The sequence below is a fragment of the Lysobacter concretionis Ko07 = DSM 16239 genome, assembly GCF_000768345.1.
Classification (GTDB): domain Bacteria; phylum Pseudomonadota; class Gammaproteobacteria; order Xanthomonadales; family Xanthomonadaceae; genus Novilysobacter; species Novilysobacter concretionis.
In genome coordinates this window covers 154,903-174,127 of sequence record NZ_AVPS01000004.1, presented here as the reverse complement: position 1 = coordinate 174,127, position 19,225 = coordinate 154,903, and the positions used below count along the sequence as shown (strand labels likewise).

General features: G+C 66.1%; 21 protein-coding genes. 4 read left to right on the top strand and 17 right to left on the bottom strand.

Going from position 1 to position 19,225, the window contains the following annotated elements:
- Nucleotides 1-3: 3 nt before the first annotated feature.
- The 9 genes from N792_RS05365 to N792_RS13715 all read right to left on the bottom strand — a co-directional run bounded on the left by N792_RS05365 (nt 4) and on the right by N792_RS13715 (nt 6,276).
- Nucleotides 4-1,248: a lipoprotein-releasing ABC transporter permease subunit gene (locus N792_RS05365; RefSeq protein WP_036193217.1), complete on the bottom strand. Its 1,245-nt coding sequence runs from the start codon at nt 1,246-1,248 to the stop codon at nt 4-6.
- A gap of 6 nt (nt 1,249-1,254) precedes the next feature.
- On the bottom strand, nt 1,255-1,731 hold the full coding sequence (locus N792_RS05360; protein ID WP_052103512.1) for a hypothetical protein: 477 nt from the start codon (nt 1,729-1,731) through the stop codon (nt 1,255-1,257).
- Entirely contained in the window at nt 1,682-1,936 is a 255-nt protein-coding gene (locus tag N792_RS05355; RefSeq protein WP_036193216.1) for an FAD assembly factor SdhE, read from the bottom strand. The genes N792_RS05360 and N792_RS05355 overlap by 50 nt, the downstream gene beginning before the upstream one ends.
- The gene (locus N792_RS05350; RefSeq protein ID WP_036193214.1) at nt 1,933-2,352 is read right to left on the bottom strand and encodes an MAPEG family protein; all 420 of its coding nucleotides are present in this window, start codon (nt 2,350-2,352) and stop codon (nt 1,933-1,935) included. The genes N792_RS05355 and N792_RS05350 overlap by 4 nt, the downstream gene beginning before the upstream one ends.
- 137 nt (nt 2,353-2,489) lie before the next feature.
- Entirely contained in the window at nt 2,490-3,272 is a 783-nt protein-coding gene (locus tag N792_RS05345) for a succinate dehydrogenase iron-sulfur subunit (RefSeq protein ID WP_036193213.1), read from the bottom strand.
- A gap of 129 nt (nt 3,273-3,401) precedes the next feature.
- Nucleotides 3,402-5,192, bottom strand: coding sequence for a succinate dehydrogenase flavoprotein subunit (sdhA, locus tag N792_RS05340; protein WP_036193212.1), 1,791 nt, complete (start codon nt 5,190-5,192; stop codon nt 3,402-3,404).
- 1 nt (nt 5,193) lies between these two features.
- Nucleotides 5,194-5,598, bottom strand: coding sequence for a succinate dehydrogenase, hydrophobic membrane anchor protein (sdhD, locus tag N792_RS05335; RefSeq protein WP_036193211.1), 405 nt, complete (start codon nt 5,596-5,598; stop codon nt 5,194-5,196).
- Nucleotides 5,595-5,987 (bottom strand): succinate dehydrogenase, cytochrome b556 subunit, encoded by a 393-nt coding sequence (sdhC, locus tag N792_RS05330; RefSeq protein ID WP_036193209.1) that lies wholly within the window; start codon nt 5,985-5,987, stop codon nt 5,595-5,597. Before sdhC ends, sdhD begins: the two co-directional genes overlap by 4 nt.
- Before the next feature lie 112 nt (nt 5,988-6,099).
- A complete protein-coding gene (locus N792_RS13715; protein WP_084105428.1) occupies nt 6,100-6,276 on the bottom strand; it encodes a DUF1674 domain-containing protein in 177 nt (58 codons plus the stop codon).
- Nucleotides 6,277-6,305: 29 nt separating this feature from the next.
- On the opposite strand from N792_RS13715, the gene ygfZ reads away from it, so the two are divergent.
- Nucleotides 6,306-7,202 (top strand): CAF17-like 4Fe-4S cluster assembly/insertion protein YgfZ, encoded by an 897-nt coding sequence (gene ygfZ, locus N792_RS05325; protein WP_036193208.1) that lies wholly within the window; start codon nt 6,306-6,308, stop codon nt 7,200-7,202.
- A 66-nt stretch (nt 7,203-7,268) separates the two neighbouring features.
- Here the strand turns inward: ygfZ and N792_RS05320 are convergent, their stop codons facing one another.
- The 4 genes from N792_RS05320 to N792_RS05305 form a co-directional block, all read right to left on the bottom strand.
- On the bottom strand, nt 7,269-9,566 hold the full coding sequence (locus N792_RS05320; RefSeq protein ID WP_036193207.1) for a thiamine pyrophosphate-dependent enzyme: 2,298 nt from the start codon (nt 9,564-9,566) through the stop codon (nt 7,269-7,271).
- Nucleotides 9,567-9,666: 100 nt separating this feature from the next.
- The gene (locus N792_RS05315) at nt 9,667-10,230 is read right to left on the bottom strand and encodes a GNAT family N-acetyltransferase (protein ID WP_036193206.1); all 564 of its coding nucleotides are present in this window, start codon (nt 10,228-10,230) and stop codon (nt 9,667-9,669) included.
- A 240-nt stretch (nt 10,231-10,470) separates the two neighbouring features.
- Complete coding sequence (locus N792_RS05310; protein WP_036193205.1) at nt 10,471-11,634, bottom strand: acyl-CoA dehydrogenase family protein; 1,164 nt, start codon at nt 11,632-11,634, stop codon at nt 10,471-10,473.
- A 196-nt stretch (nt 11,635-11,830) separates the two neighbouring features.
- On the bottom strand, nt 11,831-12,670 hold the full coding sequence (locus N792_RS05305) for a glycine zipper 2TM domain-containing protein (protein ID WP_036193204.1): 840 nt from the start codon (nt 12,668-12,670) through the stop codon (nt 11,831-11,833).
- Nucleotides 12,671-12,857: 187 nt separating this feature from the next.
- Between N792_RS05305 and N792_RS05300 the strand changes: the two genes are divergently transcribed.
- The 3 genes from N792_RS05300 to N792_RS05290 all read left to right on the top strand — a co-directional run bounded on the left by N792_RS05300 (nt 12,858) and on the right by N792_RS05290 (nt 14,946).
- The gene (locus N792_RS05300; protein ID WP_052103509.1) at nt 12,858-13,088 is read left to right on the top strand and encodes a DUF6116 family protein; all 231 of its coding nucleotides are present in this window, start codon (nt 12,858-12,860) and stop codon (nt 13,086-13,088) included.
- Nucleotides 13,088-13,882, top strand: a complete 795-nt coding sequence (locus N792_RS05295; RefSeq protein WP_156969302.1) for a TatD family hydrolase — start codon at nt 13,088-13,090, stop codon at nt 13,880-13,882. The genes N792_RS05300 and N792_RS05295 overlap by 1 nt, the downstream gene beginning before the upstream one ends.
- A 233-nt stretch (nt 13,883-14,115) precedes the next feature.
- Nucleotides 14,116-14,946, top strand: coding sequence for an SDR family NAD(P)-dependent oxidoreductase (locus N792_RS05290; RefSeq protein WP_036193203.1), 831 nt, complete (start codon nt 14,116-14,118; stop codon nt 14,944-14,946).
- Nucleotides 14,947-15,056: 110 nt separating this feature from the next.
- On the opposite strand, the gene pnp is transcribed toward N792_RS05290, so the two are convergent.
- The 4 genes from pnp to rbfA form a co-directional block, all read right to left on the bottom strand.
- Nucleotides 15,057-17,165 (bottom strand): polyribonucleotide nucleotidyltransferase, encoded by a 2,109-nt coding sequence (gene pnp, locus N792_RS05285; RefSeq protein WP_036193202.1) that lies wholly within the window; start codon nt 17,163-17,165, stop codon nt 15,057-15,059.
- Between the two features lie 150 nt (nt 17,166-17,315).
- Entirely contained in the window at nt 17,316-17,576 is a 261-nt protein-coding gene (gene rpsO, locus N792_RS05280) for a 30S ribosomal protein S15 (RefSeq protein ID WP_036193200.1), read from the bottom strand.
- Nucleotides 17,577-17,756: 180 nt separating this feature from the next.
- Nucleotides 17,757-18,695, bottom strand: coding sequence for a tRNA pseudouridine(55) synthase TruB (gene truB, locus N792_RS05275; protein WP_036193198.1), 939 nt, complete (start codon nt 18,693-18,695; stop codon nt 17,757-17,759).
- Between the two features lie 167 nt (nt 18,696-18,862).
- On the bottom strand, nt 18,863-19,225 hold the full coding sequence (gene rbfA, locus N792_RS05270) for a 30S ribosome-binding factor RbfA (RefSeq protein ID WP_036193197.1): 363 nt from the start codon (nt 19,223-19,225) through the stop codon (nt 18,863-18,865).

Genomic DNA, 19,225 nt, shown 5'->3' with positions numbered 1-19,225 from the left:
GCCTCACTCATAACGCAGCGCCTCCGCCGGCGGCGTGCGGGCCGCGCGCCAGGCCGGGTAGATGGTCGCCAGGAACGCCATCACCAGCGCGACGGCAGTGATCGCCAGCACGTCCTCGGGCTTCAGGTCGGTCGGCAGGCCGGTGATGTAATAGACGTCCTCGGGCAGCAGGCTGACGCCGAACACTTTTTCGATCGCGAACAGGATGTTCTCCAGATTCAGCGTCAACACGATGCCGCTGATCACGCCGATCAAGGTGCCGATCACGCCGATCAGGCTGCCCTGCACCATGAACACCTGCATCACCCCGCGCGGCGACAGACCGAAGGTGCGCATGATCGCGATGTCGGCCTGCTTGTCGGTGACCAGCATGACCTGCGAGGAGACGAGGTTGAACGCGCCCATTGCGATGATCAGCGACAGCAGGATCGCCATCAGGGTCTTCTCCATCTTCAGCGCACGGAACATGTTGGCGTTGTCGGTGGTCCAGTCGCTGACGCGGTACGGGCCGCCGAGTTCGAGCGCCAGATCGCGGGCGACGTCCCAGGCCAGGTTCATGTCGTGCAGCTTCAGGCGTACGCCGGTGACCCCTTCCTGCATCCGCATCAGTCGCTGCATGTCGGCCATGTTGCTGAAGGCCATGCTGCGGTCGTATTCGTTGTAGCCGACCTCGAAGATGCCACTCACAGTGAAGCGCTTGACGCGCGGCATCGCGCCCACCGGCGTGCTGTTGAACTCGGCGATGGTCATCACCACGCTGTCGCCGACACCGACGCCGATCCAGGCAGCCAGTTCGCGGCCCAGCACGATGTTGAAACTGCCCGGTTCCAGCGACTCCAGCGTGCCGGCGACCATCTTGTCGCCCAGCACCGACACCGTACGCTCGTCGGCCGGCACCACGCCCCGCACCATCGCCGGCTGCTGGCGGGGGCCGTTGAGCAGCGCTTCCTTCTCGACGTAGGGTGCAGCCCCGGCCACGCGCGGGTCGGCGAGCGCCAGGTCGACGGCACGCTGCCAGTCGGCCAGCGGTTCGCCGAAGGCACTGACGGTCGCATGGGCGGCCATCTGCAGCATGCGGTCGCGGATCTCCTGCTGGAAACCGCTCATCACCGCCAGGGTGGTGATCAGCGCCGCCACGCCCAGCGCGATGCCGAGGATGGAGGCCAGGGAGATGAAGGAGATAAAGCCATTGCGGCGTTTGGCGCGCAGGTAGCGCAGGCCGATGGCGACAGGGATGGGTTTGAACATAGCCGGCTATGGTGCCATCGAACGTGCGGTGCGGGCAGGAGTTTCGGGCGGTGCGGCCAGCCGCAGTTCACGACGCTCCGCCGCAGCGAGCGTATCGGGCCACCAGACCAGTCGCCGCCTGCGTGGTGATCCACCGCGTTGTCGCGTGTCACGATGTGGCGCCGCCTGCCAGCGCACGAATGCGAGCGAGCCGCGCCAGTCGACCTGGAACCGGTCGACCGGCTCGCCATCCACGGTCACCACGCCATCGCGGAGGCACAGCTCGACCATCGGCTTGCCGGCTTCCCGCCGGGCGAGCCACATGCCATAAGCCATCGCTACCACCGCGCCAGGCCAGGCAACCAGTGGTGGCAGGTCGGCGGCCAGCAACGACAGTGCGGCAGACAGCCCCAGGCCGGACAACGAGCCGATCAGCCAGCGCGACGGCCGCCACTCAAGCCGGCAGGTTGCGGATGTGCTGGACCAGGTTGGCGAGTTCGGCATCGGCGGGAGTCTCGTGGCCCATGAACCAGTGCCAGAGCTTATCGTCCTCGCAATCCAGCAGGCGTAGGAATACCCCGCGTTGCGGCTCGGGAGCCTGCCGCCATTCGCGATCCAGATAACGGCCGAACAACTGGTCCAGCTCACGCATCCCGCGACGGCATTTCCAGCGCAGGCGGCGCAGCTCGAGTTCGTCGGCGTCGTTCATCGCAACAGCCCCACAGCCAGGACCACCCAGATCGCCCACAGCACCATGCCGCCGGCGAGGTAGGCCTTGAAGCGGTGCATGACCTTGTTGTAGGTGCAGTGGATCGCGCTGTGCAGCACCCGCAAGGTGACGAACAGCCACGCCAGCACGAGCAGCGTGCCGGTCACCAGTCCCGACACCGCTGCCACCACCAGCGCGAGGTAGAACAGCACCGGCAGCTCGAACAGATTGCGGAAGTTGTCGGCGGCGCGGCTGTCGGTCAGCAGCGCGGCGGACTGGGCGGAACTGGCCACGGCCTGCGGATGGATGCGATCGCGCTTCATCTGGGCGACGCGCATGAAGTACATGCGGAACCAGACCACGATGGTCAGCGCCACCATGACCAGTGCCGGCAGAAAAATCGCCTGATTGCTCATGCGTGCCTCTCCATGCGTTCCTCCCAAAGGAAAGGGCGCGCAGCGTGCGCGCCCTTTGAAACCACTCCGACCCTTGCCATCGCCTGGCCCAGAAGGGCAGCCCAGACGGAGAGTTCGGGACGGTCAGGTCCGGACGATCAGGTCCGGCGGGCCACCATCAGCTTCTTGATCTCGGCGATCGCCCTGGCCGGGTTCAAGCCCTTCGGGCAGGTGCGGGTGCAGTTCAGGATGGTGTGGCAGCGATACAGCTTGAACGGGTCTTCCAGGTCGTCCAGGCGCGCGCCGGTATCCTCGTCGCGGCTGTCGACGATCCAGCGGTACGCCTGCAGCAACACCGCCGGGCCGAGGTAGCGGTCGCCGTTCCACCAGTGGCTTGGGCAGCCCGCGGTGCAGCAGCCGCACAGGATGCATTCGTAGAGGCCGTCGAGCTTCTTGCGGTCCTCCGGCGACTGCAGGCGCTCACGGTCGCTCGGTGCCGGGCTCGCGGTACGGATCCACGGCTTGATCGATGCGTACTGGGCGTAGAAATGGGTCAGATCGGGCACCAGGTCCTTGACCACTTCCATCGCCGGCAGCGGATAGATCGGCACGTCGCCGCTGCTGCAATCCTCGATCGCCTTGGTGCAGGCCAGCGTGTTGGTGCCGTCGATGTTCATCGCGCACGAACCGCAGATGCCCTCGCGGCAGGAGCGGCGGAAGGTCAGGGTCGGGTCGATCTCGTTCTTGATCTTGATCAGCGCGTCCAGAACCATCGGGCCGCAGCTGGCCATGTCCACCTCATAGGTGTCCACGCGCGGATTCAGGCCGTCGTCGGGGTTCCAGCGATAGACCCGGAAGGTGCGCGGCTGCTTCGCGCCCGGCGAATCGAAATGCCGGCCTTTCTGGATCTGCGAGTTTTTGGGAAGCGCGAATTCGGCCATTGCTGCACCAGTTCCGTATCAAGGGCGCCCCGGTCCTCTCGGAAACGGGTACGCCGGGAAAAACCAGATCTCTCCGGACGTCCGCATTGCGACGTCCTTGTGAGCCAACGTGTCGAGCCAACGTGCCGGTCAGTACACCCGCTTCTTCGGCGGAACCACGTCCACCTCGTCGGTCAGGGTGTACATGTGCACCGGGCGGTAATCGATCTGGGTATTGCCCTTGTCGTCGACCCAGCACAGCGAGTGCTTGTGCCAGTTGACGTCGTCGCGCTCCGGGTAGTCGTCGCGGGCGTGGGCGCCGCGCGATTCGGTACGGTTCTCGGCACAGACAATCGTCGCCAGGGCCTGGCCCAGCAGGTTGGACAGCTCGAAGGTCTCAACCAGGTCCGAGTTCCAGATCAGCGAGCGGTCCGTGACCTTGACGTCATCGAAGGATTCGCGGATCTCGCGGATCCGCTTGACGCCATCGGCAAGCGTCTCCTCGGTACGGAACACCGCGGCGTCGGCCTGCATGGCGCGCTGCATCTGATCGCGGATGACCGCGGTCGGGGTGCCGCCGTTGGCATTGCGCAGCTTGTCCAGGTGTGCAAGCGACGCGTCGCAGGCATCGGCCGGCAGGTCCGGATGTGCGGCGCCGGGCGTAAGCGTCTCGGCGCAGCGGTTGGCCACCGCACGACCGAACACCACCAGGTCGAGCAGCGAGTTGGAACCCAGCCGGTTGGCACCGTGCACGGACACGCAGGCAGCCTCGCCGATCGCGTACAGGCCCGGCACGACCGCATCCGGATTGCCATCCTTCAGCTGCACCACTTCGCCGTGGTAGTTGGTCGGCACGCCGCCCATGTTGTAGTGGACGGTCGGGATCACCGGGATCGGCTGCTTCTCGACATCGACGTTGGCGAAAATGCGCGCGGACTCGGCGATGCCGGGGAGCTTCTCGTGGATCACTTCCGGACCCAGATGGGTCAGGTCCAGCAGCATGTGGTCCTTGTGCTCGCCGACGCCGCGACCCTCGCGGATCTCCATCGTCATCGCGCGGCTGACCACGTCACGCGAGGCCAGGTCCTTGGCGGACGGCGCGTAGCGCTCCATGAAGCGCTCGCCATTGGCGTTGCGCAGGATGCCGCCCTCGCCCCGGACACCTTCGGTGATCAGGCAGCCGGCACCGTAGATGCCGGTCGGATGGAACTGCACGAACTCCATGTCCTGCAGCGCCAGCCCGGCACGCAGCGCCATGCCGTTGCCGTCGCCGGTGCAGGTATGCGCGGAGGTCGCCGAGAAGTACGCACGGCCGTAGCCGCCGGTCGCCAGCACCGTGCCCTGGGCGCGGAACAGGTGCAGCGTGCCTTCGGCCATGTCGAGCGCCAGCACGCCGCGGCAGACGCCCTCGGCATCCATGATCAGATCGAGCGCGAAGTACTCGATGAAGAATTCCGCGTGGTGCGCCAGCGACTGCTGGTACAGCGTGTGCAGGATCGCGTGGCCGGTGCGGTCGGCTGCCGCGCAGGTGCGCTGGGCCGCCGGGCCTTCGCCGTACTTGGTGGTCATGCCGCCGAACGGACGCTGGTAGATCTTGCCTTCCGGAGTGCGCGAGAACGGCACGCCCTGGTGCTCCAGCTCGATGATCGCCGGGATCGCCTCGCGGCACATGTACTCGATCGCGTCCTGGTCGCCCAGCCAATCCGAGCCCTTGACGGTGTCGTAGAAGTGGTAACGCCAGTCGTCCTCGCCCATGTTGCCCAGCGCGGCGGCGACACCACCCTGCGCGGCGACGGTGTGCGAACGGGTCGGGAATACCTTGGTGATGCAGGCCGTCTTCAAACCCTTCTGGGCGAGACCGAAGGTGGCGCGCAGACCGGCGCCGCCGGCCCCCACCACGACCATGTCGAATTTGTGTTCCTGGATCTTGTAAGCCTGCACGTCAGCCCCCGAGCGCAATGCGAATGACCGCGAACACGCTGGCGAGAGCCGCGAGCACGCAGATGAAGATGACCGCAAGCTGCGAGGTGACCGCCAGCCATGGGGTATGCACGTAATCCTCGATCACCACCTGCATGCCCAGCTTGGCGTGCCAGAACGAGGCGATCAGGAACGCGATCAGCAGCACCGCATTGAACGGCGCAGCCACGCTGGCGCGGACGCTGGCGTAGTCGCTGCCGACCAGCGACAGCAGCAGAAAGACCACGTAGATCGACAGGAACACCAGGGCGACCGCGGTGATCCGCTGGATGATGAAGTGATGGGTGCCGTCCTTCGCCGAACCCAGGCCGCGCGCACGCTTGAGGGGATTGCGCAGGTAGCCCTGCGGCTGGTTGTTGCTGCTCATGCGGCACCCCACTGTTGCATGGCCGCGAACCAGATCAGCGCGGTGACCACCAGGCTGACGATGATCGTGGTCCAGCTGTTGCGAACGAAATCCTTGATCTGGAATGCCCAGCCCGCGTCCTGGATCAGGTGGCGGATGCCGTTGACCAGGTGGTAGGCCAGCGCCCAGCTCCAGCCAAACAGGATCACGAAGCCCGGCACGGAGCGGATGCAGTCGCTGAAGTCGAACCACTGCGCCGGGCCGGCCGCAAGCGCGACCAGACCCCAGACGAACAACAGGCTGCCCAGGGCAAGCACGATGCCGCTGGCACGATGCAGGATCGAGGTCACCATCTGGACTTGCCAGCGATAGACCTGGATGTGCGGGGATATGGGACGTTGGCTGGCCATGGGCAACGGCGCTCTCTGGGCTGGGCGGCAGGGCCGCGTGGCGAAAATCCGGCGTCCGGGGACGAGGGTCTGTGTGATGCGTTATGTCGGGATGTGGCGTCGGCGTACGACGTCAGAAATCGATGCAGCGGCCGTTCTTTTCCCAGTCGCCGTAACGCGTGGGATCGGGCCCGTCACGACCTCCGTACTCGGGCAGCGGCGACGGCGCTTCGGTGGTTTCCGGACTCGACGGAACGGGCATCTCGGAGGACACCTCGGAATCGGTCTCGGAAGGGGTTTGGCCTATCATCACGGGGTCCAAGCTTAGTTCCCGCCCCTATGTCTGACAAGTCGCAACCCGCTGATGGCCCGTTTTTTGCGTTGCCCGGCCACCGTGTCCTGACCTTCCAGGGACGCGATGCGATCGCATTCTCCCAGGCCCAATTCATGAACGATGTCGCCGCGCTCGATGCCGGGCAGTGGCAGTGGAATGGCTGGCTGACGCCGAAGGGGCGCGTGATCGCCCTGTTCGCGCTGCTCCGGCGGGACGAGGAAACCCTGTGGCTGCTGCTGCCCGATGCCGATCCCGAAACGCTCGCCGCCCGCCTGCGCGGGTTCCTGTTCCGCAGCAAGGTGACGATCACTGCCCGTGATGACCTGCAGGTCAGCGGGCAGTTCGCGCACCCCGTGACTGCTGCGGACAGCGCGGCCGGCAATCCGGAAAGCAATGGGATCACGCTCGCCGCCGACGATGCGATCGAACTGGACATGGGCGGCGAAGGCGCGTCACGCCAGTTGCGTATCTCCCTTGCGACGGATGCCGATGTCGACGAAACCGCCGCTTCACGGTGGCAACTGGCCGACCTCGAACACGGCCTGCCGCGGCTGGATGACTCGCAGGTCGAACAATGGACGCCGCAGCAGCTGTCGCTGGAGCGACTGCGCGGTTTCAGCATCAGGAAAGGCTGCTACCCGGGGCAGGAAATCGTCGCGCGCACGCATTTCCTCGGCAAGGCCAAGCGCGGGCTGGCGTTGCTGGAAGCGGACGCACCGGTCACGGTCGGCGCGGATGTCATCGCCGCCGATGCCACCCTCGGTCGCATCGTCGCCAGTGCAAGTACCGGTGACCGCCATGTCGCGCTGGCGGTCCTGCCGCTGGAACACGCTGCGTCTGCGCTCAGCGTCGACGGCCAGCCGGTGCGCGAGGCCAGCTTGAAGGACGGCTTGGCCCGCTAAACCATCCTTCCGGGCCCGCTTGAAGCGAGCGCACCGGGCCGAGCTGACCCGGTGCGCCGGCGGTCATCAGGCCGGACTCGCTGCCAGCCGGTCGGCGGCGACGACAATGTCCTCTTCGCCGGGAATGACCAGGAACGCCGCTCCCGCCAACGGGGTGTAGGTATCCACGCCCACGACCCGCTGCAACGGGACGGAGCCGAGGCCGCCTTCGGCCAGCGCGGTGATCACGCCCTCGCCTACGCCGGCGCTGCGGCGGCCCTCGTCGACGACGAGGATCCGTTTTGCATGGCGCGCCTGTTCCACGATGTACGCGTCGTTGAGCGGCACCAGCCAACGCAGGTCGACGATCTTCACCGGCCACCCATGGGTCTCCCGGATCCTGCGCGCGGCACGCAGGCTCATCGGCACGCCGTTGCCGTAGGTGAACACGACCAGCTCATCGCCGTCGCTGCCGGAAGCGCCGTCATCGGCGTACGCCCGGCCCTCGCCCAGGGTCATCGCCTCGCCCGGCGCGGGATAGGTCGTCAGCCAGCCGCCGTCGCCGGGCTCGTGCAGGTCCTTGGTCATGTACAGCGCGATCGGCTCCAGGAACACACTGACGCGTCCGTCGACCCTGGCCAGCGCGGTCAGGGTCCGCAGCATCGTCACCGCATCGTCGCCCCGCGACGGGCAACCGACCACCAGCCCGGGGATGTCACGCAGCGCGGTGATCGAGTTGTCGTTGTGGAAGTGGCCGCCAAAACCGCGCTGGTAGCCCAGTCCGGCGATGCGCACCACCATCGGGTTGGCGTACTGGTTGTTGCTGAAGAACTGCAGGCTGGCGGCCTCGCCGCGGATCTGGTCGCAGGCGTTGTGGAAGTACGCCAGGTACTGGATTTCCGGGATCGGCAGCATGCCGACGTTCGCAAACCCCTGCGCCATGCCGAGGATCATCGTCTCGTCGAGCAGGGTGTTGAACACGCGGCGCGGGCCGAACGCCTTCTGCAGACCCTTGGTGACGGTGTAGACGCCGCCCTTCTGCGCCACGTCCTCGCCGAACAGCAACGCCTCGGGATACTTCGCAAACGTGTCGTGCAACGCCTGGTTGATCTGGATCGCCAGGTGGCGCGGCGGCTGGTTCTCGGGCAGCTTCGCCTCCCCGCCGAACACTTCCAGCCGACGCGGGCCGAAGTCGGCACGTTCCGCCTCGGTCATCACCTTGTCCGGCGAGTACGGCGCAAGCGGCGCGATGACCTCGGCCAGCGTGTCCAGCTTGGGACGGCGGTCGGCCTCTTCGGCGGCGGCGAAGCAACGCCGGCGGGTGCTCTCGTACAGCGCGAGCACCTCGTCCTTCGACATCAGGCCGGACTCCAGCGCGATCGCGGCCGAACGCAGCAGCGGATCGGTCGCCTCCACCGCGCACAGCTCTTCCAGCGAACGCCATTCGATCTCGAAGTCGGTGCCGGCGTGGCCCATGATCCGGGTCGTGCGCAAGTGAAGGAAGGTCGGCCGGCGGGTCGTGCGGCAATGCTCGACCGCGCGCTGGACGTCGGCATAGCCGGTCGCGAGATCCAACCCATCGGCGGCGAAATAGTCCAGGTCCGGCCGCCGCGAGAAATTCTGCGCGATCCAGCCATTGGGGGTCTTCACCGAGATGCCGATGCCGTTGTCCTCGCACACGAACAGCACCGGCGCCGGCAGCTTCTGGTACGCCGTCCACGCCGCGGCGTTGAACGCGGTCTGCGCGGTGGCGTGGTTGCTGGAGGCGTCGCCGAACGAGCAGATCGTGATGCTGTCGTCGGGGATCGGCAGCGCGTGGCCGAGCCGCTTGCCGGTCTCGATCGCAACCGCCGTGCCCAGCGCCTTCGGCAGGTGGGAGGCGATGGTCGAGGTCTGCGGCAACACCCACAACGGCTTGCTGCCCCAGACCTTGTGGCGGCCGCCGCTGGCCGGATCGTCCTTGCTGGCGGCGAAGCTCAGCGCCGAATCCATCGCCGGATCCATTCCGGGCAACTTGCGGAAACGCTCGGCCATGAAGCCGCCGCTGCGGTAATGCAGGAATGCCGGATCGGTGTGCCGGGTGGCGCGCGCGACCATCGCGTTGCCCTCGTGGCCGGACGATCCGATCGTGTAGAAGACCTTGTTCTGCACCCGCAGCACGCGCGCCATCAGGTCGAGGTGGCGGCTGACCAGTTGCGACTCGAACAGCTCGCGAAAGCCTTTCGCATCCAGCGCACTGCCGGGCAGGATCGGCGCATCCGCCGCCGGCGGGGAAGCTGCCCGGCCATCCCACTGCTCCACGTATTCGGTGAAATTGACGTCGCAGATTTCGGCGCGGTTGAGGCCCCGCATGCGCGCGGGAATGGAGGTAGGCACGGTCGACATCGTCAGGACTCCGCCTCTGCCTGCTGGCAAGAGGTTGCAAATGGAAAGAAGGAAATTGTCAGGGTTGCTGGCACGGCATCAACGCGATCACGCGCATTCCTCACGGCGGCGCGTGCGCCTTGCGGCGGCGCCACTGCTCGCGGGTCTGCCCCCAGATCTGAACCGGGGTCGCCTCGTAAGGGGCCGGCAATTGCCCCATCCGCAGCAAGCTCGAACCCAGTCGCTGCGCCAGGCGCTGCGATGCCTGGTTTTCGGAATCGATCGAGTGGATCACCTCGGGCCATTCGAGCTTCTCGAATGCCCATTCGGTCGCGGCCGTCGCCGCCTCCAACGCATAGCCTCGACCCCACGCGGAATGGCGAAACGACCAGCCGATCTCGGGACCGGGCCACCCGTCCGGATGCCAGGGACCGGTCTGCCCCAGCCATTCGCCGCTGCCCTTGTCGATAACCGAAAACATGGCAAAACCTTGCAGCGCCCATGCACCCGGCATCTGCAGGAATTTCCGCCACGCCGCCGCGCGCGGCATGTGACCGCCGATGTAACGGGCCGCCTCCTCGTCACCCAGCATCTCCGCCACGCCCTCGAAGTCCACCAACTGCGTGGGACGCAGAATCAAGCGGGAGGTTTCCAGTGTCGGGCCGAGCTGGGATGCAGTGGTCATGGACGGATCCGGATGGGCCTGCGGGAGTTGAGTGGGATTGGGACGCTCGCCACCGACCAGAGCATGCGAGGGCGAGCTTCTCTACCGGTTGCAGGAGAGGGCCTGGGTGGGGACGGGTGAGAAGCCGGCACTGCGCCGCATCTCCGGTCACCCCTGCCCTCATCCGCCCTTCGGGCACCTTCTTCCGTCGGTGCGGAAGAAGGGAGTCTGCACCGCTTCCAGAAGGCGGAAGCGGCGCTTTTAGAAGGCGTTGATGCCCGTCAGTTCGCGGCCGACCACCAGCTGGTGCACGGTCTCGGTGCCCTCGTAGGTGATCACCGACTCCAGGTTCAGCGCGTGGCGGATCGCGCAGTGTTCGGTGGTGATGCCGGCGCCGCCGAGCAGGTCGCGGCACTGGCGGGCGATGTCGATCGCCATGCGGCAATTGTTCCACTTCGCCAGGCTGACCTGGGTCGGGGCCATCGTACCGGCGTCCTTCAAACGGCCCAGTTGCACCACCATCAGCTGCGCCATCGTGATCCGCCGCGCCATGTCGGCCAGCTTCAATTGAGCCGATTGCGTCGCCGCCACCGGACGGCCGAACAGGATGCGCTCCTTCGAGTAGTTCAACGCCTCGTCCAGGCAGGCGATCGCCGCGCCGATCGGGCCCCAGGTGATGCCGTAGCGGGCCTGGGTCAGGCAGCCCAGCGGGCCCTTCAGACCCTTGACGTTCGGCAGCCGGTTGGCTTCGGGCACGCGCACGTTGTCGAAGAACAGCGAGCTGGTGACCGACGCGCGCAGGCTCATCTTGTGCTTGATCTCCTGCGCCGCGAAACCGGCCATGCCCTTCTCGACCACGAAGCCCTGGATGCCGTCGTCGGTCTGCGCCCAGACGATCGCGATGTCGGCCAGGTTGCCGTTGGTGATCCACATCTTGGAGCCGTTGAGCACCCAGTCGCTGCCGTCCTTTTTGGCGTGGGTCTTCATCGTCGCCGGGTCGGAGCCGCCGTGCGCCTCGGTCAGGCCGAAACAGCCGATCGTCTCGCCACGCGCCATCGACGGCAGCCAACGCTGCTTCTGCTCCTCGGTGCCGTACGCAAAGATCGGGTACATGCACAGCGAGGACTGCACCGAGACGAAGCTGCGGATGCCGCTGTCGCCGCGCTCCAGTTCCTGGCAGATCAGGCCGTAGCTGACCGAATTCAGGCCGCCACCGCCGTACTGTTCCGGCAGGGTCGCGCCCAGCAGGCCGAGCGCGGCGATCTCCGGCACCAGCTCCTTCGGGAAGCGAGCTTCATCGAACGCATTGCCGATGATCGGCAGCACGCGCTCGTCGGTGAAGCGCGCCACCGTGTCCTGCACGGCGCGCTCCTCCTCGCTCAACAGGGAACGGGTGTCGTACAGGTCGTAAGGGTGCAGGGCCATGGCGAACTCATGCTGGGGAAAAGGCCCATTGTAAGCAGCCGCCCGAAACTAAGGCACCCTCGCCGACCTCCCGCCCAGGCAAGCCGAACCCGGAAGAGCATGATTCAAATGGCCATGGCCCGAAAAGTCGATGCCCCAAAAAAGAACAGGGCCGGATAACCGGCCCTGTCGATTCAGGATGTTGCTGGTATCGCGATCAGCCCCGCTCCGAGCCGCCCACCGCAGCGGTCTGGGTCACGACCTTGCCGTCGATCACCGGCAAACGGTCGCCCGGACGCTCGTCCATGCGCAGCGTGCGTTCCTGGCCGTGGTAACGGTAGGTGACGTCATACCCGATCACCTCGTCCTCGCTTCCCAACGCGATCTTCTCGCCCGGCTTGCTTTCGGTACGCATGGTGCCCGTGGTGCCATCCGGGTTGCGGTAGGTCACGTTGTAGCCGACGACCTTGGTCGACTGGGCGGTGTCGGAGACCGTCCGGCACTGGGTATCGACCCGCTCCACCACCTGCCCGCCTACATGATTGCGATCGACCCGGTTGCCCACAAAGCCGCCGGCGACGGCACCCGCGGCCGTGGCGGCCTTGCGTCCGTTGCCGCGTCCGACCTGGTTGCCCAGCAGGCCGCCGACGACCGCACCGACAACGGTACCGCCCACATTGCCGTCACGTTCCGGCGCACGCTCCTGCACGACCACGTCCTCACAGACCTGCCGCGGCGTGGCGACAGTGCTGGTCTCGCGCACCGGGTCGGTGCCGATGACGGTGGCGTACAGCTTCTGCTTCTGCTTGACCGGCTCAACACGAACAACGTCGGCATACTCAAGCTGGTCAGCCGGGGCGATGGGGGAAATATCGCCACTCCCCATGAAGTCGCCGGCAGATCCCGCAGCCGCGCCGTCCGACGTGGCCACATCAAAACCCGTCGGTGCAACCGATGCAGTGCTGTCCGCACCACTGTTGAAACTGTTGTACGCGGCTACCGCAACGCCTCCCACCAGCAAGGCCGCCAGTGCCACCGCAAGCATGTTCTTGTTCATGGGCTGTCTCTCCTGCAATCTTCAACAGCCACCATTCGACCACTTCGCCCCTGAATACAGCCAGCCATTTGTGTCACTAGCTGCCCTATATGTGACCAGCTGATCAAATTTTCACACTTCTCATACGCGCTCTTACATACCGACACCCATCTGCTTCATCCACGATGACGTCATCCACGAGAAAACCATGGCCAACCCCCTGCTGTTGCCCTTGCTCGGCTGGGCGCGAAAGCTGCGCTATCCGACGCTGTTCAAGATCACCGGCGCGCTGTTCCTGATCTCCGTACTGGTGCCCGATCCCCTGCCGTTCATCGATGAGATCCTGCTGGGTCTGGGCACGCTGCTGCTGGCGCAATGGAAGGACCGCCCCAAAACCATCGACGGGACATCACAGAACAACGGCGGTCGTAACCGGTGATGCTGGTCGACACCCAGGTCGATACCTTGGTCGATACCCATTGCCATCTCGACGCGGACGAATTCGACCACGACCGGCCGGCGGTCATCGCGCGAGCACGCGCGGCGGGTGTCGTCCACCAGATCGTCCCGGCCACCACGGCCGACCGATGGGCGAAATTGCGCACCGTCTGCACCGGCGAGGAGGGACTACATCCGGCCTATGGCCTGCATCCGACCTTCCTTGCGGCCCACCGGGACGCACAGCTGACCGAACTGGCGCACTGGATTGAGCGGGAACGACCCGTGGCAGTGGGCGAATGCGGGCTGGATTACTTTGTCCCCGACGCCGATCCGGAAGTCCAGTTGCAGTACTTCAACGCCCAGCTCGTGCTGGCGCGGGAGTTCGATCTTCCCGTGATCGTGCATGCCCGTCGCGCGGTGGATGCGGTCATCGCCGCGATCCGCAAGGTCGGTGGACTACGCGGAGTGGTGCACAGTTTTTCCGGCAGCCGGCAACAGGCCGAGAACCTGTGGCAGCAGGGCTTCCTGCTCGGTCTTGGCGGTCCGGTCACCTACGGGCGCGCCAACCGCCTGCGCACGTTGGCTGCGACCATGCCGCTGGAATGGCTGCTGCTGGAAACCGACGCGCCCGACCAACCCGACGCCCACATCCGCGGTCAGCGCAACGAGCCCGCACGCCTGCCCCGCATCCTGCAGACGATCGCCGCGCTTCGCGATGTGCCCGCTACGGAAATCGCGGCGGCGACTACGGCCAACGCCGAGCGTCTGTTCGGGCTGCCCACGCTGCGCTGAGGAGATCTGCCAGCGGCAATGTACGCCCTGTGGGGTACCGGAGACACACGAAATCCGCGTCCGCTTCCCGTCGATTCACCAGCCACCTCGGCAGCCGCGACTCCGCTCCGCTGCACGATCCGGCGTAGCCACAGGGCAACGAACCCGGCAACAGTCAGCGCCCCGGCACGTACACCCATGCGCCGTCCATGGCGCGCATGCCCATAATCGGGGCCGACATCGGGGAGTCATCCATGCAGACAGCTGAAGGAAAAATCGTCCTCGTCACCGGGGCCGCAATGGGCATGGGGCGGCTGTATGCCGAGCGCGCGATCGCCGAATGCGCGGCCGCGGTGGTGTTGTGGGACGTCGACGCCACGGCACTGGCAACCACCAGGAACGAGATCGCCACGGCAACCAGTCACGTGCATGCGTATGTCGTGGACGTCGCCTCGGTCGCCGACATCACCACCGCCGCCGCACGGGTGCGCGCCGAGGTGGGCGATCCGGACATCGTCATCAACAATGCCGGCGTGGTGCGCAGCAAGCTTTTCTGGGAGCACGACCACACCCGCGATATCGCGTTCGTGATGAGCATCAACACGCTGGCGCCGATGCATATCGCCCGCGAATTCCTCCCCGCCATGATCGCCCGGCGCGGGCAGGCGCGCCTGCTCAATGTCGCCTCCGCCTCCGGCCTGCTGGCGGTCCCCAGGATGAGCGTCTACACCGCCTCGAAATGGGCCGTCATCGGCTGGAGCGACTCGCTGCGGCTGGAACTGGTCCGCGCCGGGCACGGGCACGTCAAGGTCACCACCCTGATCCCCAGCTACATCACGACCGGCATGTTCCAGGGCGCACGCGCGCCCTTGCTGACCCCGTTGATGGAGCCGGCGTACGTCGTGGACAAGGCGTGGCAGGCCCTGATGCGCGGCAAGGCTCGCGTGCTGCTGCCATGGACCGTGTGGCTCAGCGGCGCAGTGCGGGGCCTGCTCCCGCAACCGGCGTGGGACTTCCTGGCGGACAAGGTCTTCCGGGTGTATTCCTCGATGGACCACTTCAGCGGCCGCCCGCCGCGCGCCTGACCGGACTTGCGAACGCGAAGGCGCGGCGACACACCTTCCGCGCATGAAACCGCGCAAAGAAAAAGCGGGCCGCAGCCCGCTTTTCCTGTTTCCCGCAAACGCTGCGTGGCTTACTCGGCCGACGCGCCCTCACCTTCCTCGACGGCCTTCATCGACAGGCGGATGCGGCCCTGCTTGTCGACTTCCAGCACCTTGACCTTGACCACGTCGCCTTCCTTGAGCACGTCGCTGACCTTCTCGACGCGATCGTTGGAGATCTGCGAGACGTGCACCAGACCGTCCTTTCCGGGCGAGATGGTGACGAACGCGCCGAAGTCCATGATCTTGGCGACCTTGCCTTCGTAGATGCGGCCCGGCTCGACGTCGGAGGTGATCTGCTCGATGCGGTCCTTGGCGGCCTGGCCGGCAATCGCGTTGACGGACGCAATCGTGATCGTGCCGTCGTCCTGGATGTCGATCTGGGTGCCGGTTTCCTTGGTGATCGCCTGGATCACCGAACCGCCCTTGCCGATCACTTCGCGGATCTTGTCGGGGTGGATCTTGATCGTGATCAGGCGCGGAGCGAACTCGCTGAGCTCGCCACGCGGGGCGGTCATCGCGTTGGCCATCTCGCCGAGGATGTGCAGGCGACCGGCCTTGGCCTGGGCCAGTGCGGTCTTCATGATCTCCTCGGTGATGCCCTGGATCTTGATGTCCATTTGCAGGGCGGAGATGCCCTCGCTGGTGCCGGCCACCTTGAAGTCCATGTCGCCCAGGTGATCCTCGTCACCGAGGATATCGGACAGCACGACGTAATCGTCGCCTTCCTTCACCAGGCCCATCGCGATGCCCGCCACCGGTGCCTTGATCGGCACGCCGGCATCCATCAGCGCCAGCGAGCTGCCGCAGACCGAGGCCATCGACGAGGAACCGTTGGACTCGGTGATCTCCGAGACCACGCGGATCGTGTACGGGAAGGCTTCCATGGTCGGCATCACGGCCAGCACGCCGCGCTTGGCAAGGCGGCCGTGCCCGATCTCACGACGCTTCGGACCCATCATGCGGCCCGCTTCGCCCACCGAGTAGGGAGGGAAGTTGTAGTGGAACAGGAAGTGGTCCTTGTACTCGCCGGCCACGGCATCAATGACCTGGCCATCGCGCGCGGTGCCCAGCGTGACCGCGACGATCGCCTGGGTCTCGCCGCGGGTGAACAGCGCCGAGCCGTGGACGCGCGGCAGGATGCTGACCTTCGACGCGATAGCGCGCACGGTGTCCGGCGCACGGCCATCGATACGTACCTTGGTGTCGAGCACGGTGCTGCGCAGGGTGCTGTATTCCAGCTCGGAGAACTGCTTGGACACCTCACCGGCATCCCAGCCGTTGGCTTCGATCTGGTCGGCCAGCGAGGCCAGCACGTCCTTCTTCAGCGCCGAGATGGCGTCCCTGCGCTCCAGCTTGTCGCGCACCGCGAACGCCTGGGCCAGACGGTCGCCCAGCGCGGTCTTCAGCGCGGCAATCATCGTCTCGTCGGCGGCCGGTGCGGACCAGGCCCACTTCGGCTTGCCGGCTTCGGCAACCAGTTCGTTGATCGCGTTGATCGCGACCTGCATCTGCTGGTGGCCGAACATCACCGCACCGAGCATCACGTCCTCGGACAGCACATCGGCTTCCGATTCGACCATCAGCACCGCGTCGGCGGTACCGGCAACCACCAGCTCCAGCTTGGAATCTTCCAGCTCGCTGACGGTCGGGTTGAGCAGATACTGGCCGTCCTTGTAACCAACCTTGGCGGCACCGATCGGGCCGTCGAACGGTGCGCCCGACAGCGCCAGCGCGGCGGACGCGCCCAGCAGTGCGGGGATGTCACCGTCGATTTCCGGGTTCATCGACATCACGGTGGCGATGATCTGGACTTCGTTGCGGAAGCCGTCCGGGAACAGCGGGCGGATCGGACGGTCGATCAGGCGGGAAATCAGGGTTTCCTTCTCGGTCTGCCGGCCCTCGCGCTTGAAGAAGCCACCCGGGATGCGGCCGCCAGCGTAGAACTTCTCCTGGTAGTCGACGGTCAGCGGGAAGAAATCCTGACCCTCGCGCGCGGTCTTGTTGGCGACGGCGCTGACCAGCAGCACGGTGTCCTCGATGCGGACGATGACCGCACCGCCGGCCTGGCGGGCGATTTCGCCGGTTTCCAGAGTGACCTGGTGATTGCCGTACTGGAAGGTCTTGGTGATTTTTGACACGTTGGTTTCCTATCGGTGCTGTGCGATCCGGTCATGGCCCTTGCCTTGCCCGGTCGGTCGCCGGCTCGCGACCTGGTGTTGAAACGACCGCAGTCTTTCAACTTCGAAAACGAACCGCGGCGCATGAAAGCGCCGCGGTCGGGAACGGGTTCAGCGACGCAGGCCGAGCTTCGCGATCAACGCCCTGTAACGCGCGGCATCCTTGCGGTGCAGGTAGTCGAGCAGGCTGCGGCGACGGTTGACCATCATCAGCAGTCCGCGGCGGCTGTGGTGATCCTGCTTGTGCTCCTTGAAGTGGCCCTGGAGCAGCTCGATGCGCGCGGTCAGCAGCGCGACCTGGACTTCCGGCGAGCCGGTGTCGTTGTCGCCACGCTTGTTTTCTTCAATGACTTTCTGGGTATCGATGGACATGGTATTGCCTCGTAGACGCGCGACCCGCAGAACGCTGCCGACACCGGGAAAAGCGGTATCGGCGCACCACATGGTCCGCCGCTGGATTGGATGGTTTTGGTGAAACGTCGGATTGCTTGAAAAAGCCCGGGAATTGTAGCTTCCCGCACCGGTGACAACAAGGCGGGTCGAGACCGGCGATCAGTTCACGGCCGGCGTCGCCCAGGCGAACAGGCGTTGCGGATGCACCCAACCGGCGTCGTCGGTCCGGCCCAGGCCCAGCACACGACCGGTCTGGTCGTGGATGGCGACGGTGGCCGGCGCGGCCGGCATGGCTTCCGGTCGCTGAGGCTGGCCGTGCCCCAGCGAGAGGGCCTGGGCCGGATCCAGAACCACTTGCGGGTAGTCGACCAGTCCCGCCTCGATCGGCAACAGGCAGGCATCCAGCGCCGATTCGCCTTGCTCGGCAAGCGCCTGCAGGGCCTCGAGGGAATACATCCGGGGGGCGATGAACGGCTCCACCCACGAGCGGTGCAGGACTTCAACGTGGGCACCGCAGCCCAGAGATTCGCCCAGATCGCGGACCAGACTGCGCACGTAGGTGCCGGAGCCGCATTCGATAGCCAGGCGCAGACGCGGGCCGTCGCGGTCGATCAACTCGAGACTGTGCACGGAGACATCGCGCACGGGCGCGTCGATAACCTCGCCACGGCGGGCCTTGGCATACAGCGGCTCCCCGCCCTGCTTGAGCGCGGAATAGATCGGTGCGCGTTGGCGGATATCGCCGCGCAGGGGCGCGAGCGCCGCCTCGATGTCCGCATCCGTCAGGGCCGGAACCGGGCGTTGCTGCAGGATCACGCCGTCGGCATCGTCCGTGTCGGTCGTGGCGCCCAGTACCGCGGTGGTCTGGTAGGCCTTGCGTGACCCTAGAAGAAGGCCGGCGATCTTGGTCGCTTCGCCGAAGCAGATCGGCAGCAGGCCGGTGGCGAGCGGATCGAGGCTGCCGGTGTGGCCGGCCTTGCGGGCGCGGAACAGGTGGCGCGCCTGCTGCAGGGCCTGGTTGGAGCTCAGGCCGCTCGGCTTGTCCAGCAACAGCAGGCCATCAAGGGCGCGGAACTGGGTACGGGATCGTCTGGTCATCGCGTGGAGTCGCTCGTGACTATCGGGACGCTCGCGATTGGCGAAGGCGTGGCGAATGTCGAGCGCTTTTGCAGGGGCGGCTTCAGCCGCGATCTGGAGTCGGCACGGGCGAACGATTTCCGATCGCGACTGAAGCCGCTCCTGCAACTACAGGCAGGAAGCGCGAATCAGGCTTGCTCGTCATCGGGTGCAGGCGGATTCTCGCGCAACAGGGCTTCGATGCGCTCGCCACGGTCGACCGAATCGTCGTAGTGGAAATGCAGCTCGGGAACGTGGCGCAACTGCATCGCCTTGCCGAGCTCGAAGCGCAATGGCCGGGTCAGTTCCTTCAGCCCCTTCATCGCCTCCTCTGCACGTTCCGGCTGCAACGCCGTCACGAATACCTTGGCGTGGGCCAGATCGCGGGTGACCTCGACATCGGAGACGCTGATCGACGGCAGGCCATGCTCGCGCACGGCGACGTGCACGAGGGTGCCCAGCTCGCGGCGGAGCTGGGCGGAAACGCGGTCGGTGCGATGGAAGGTCTTCAT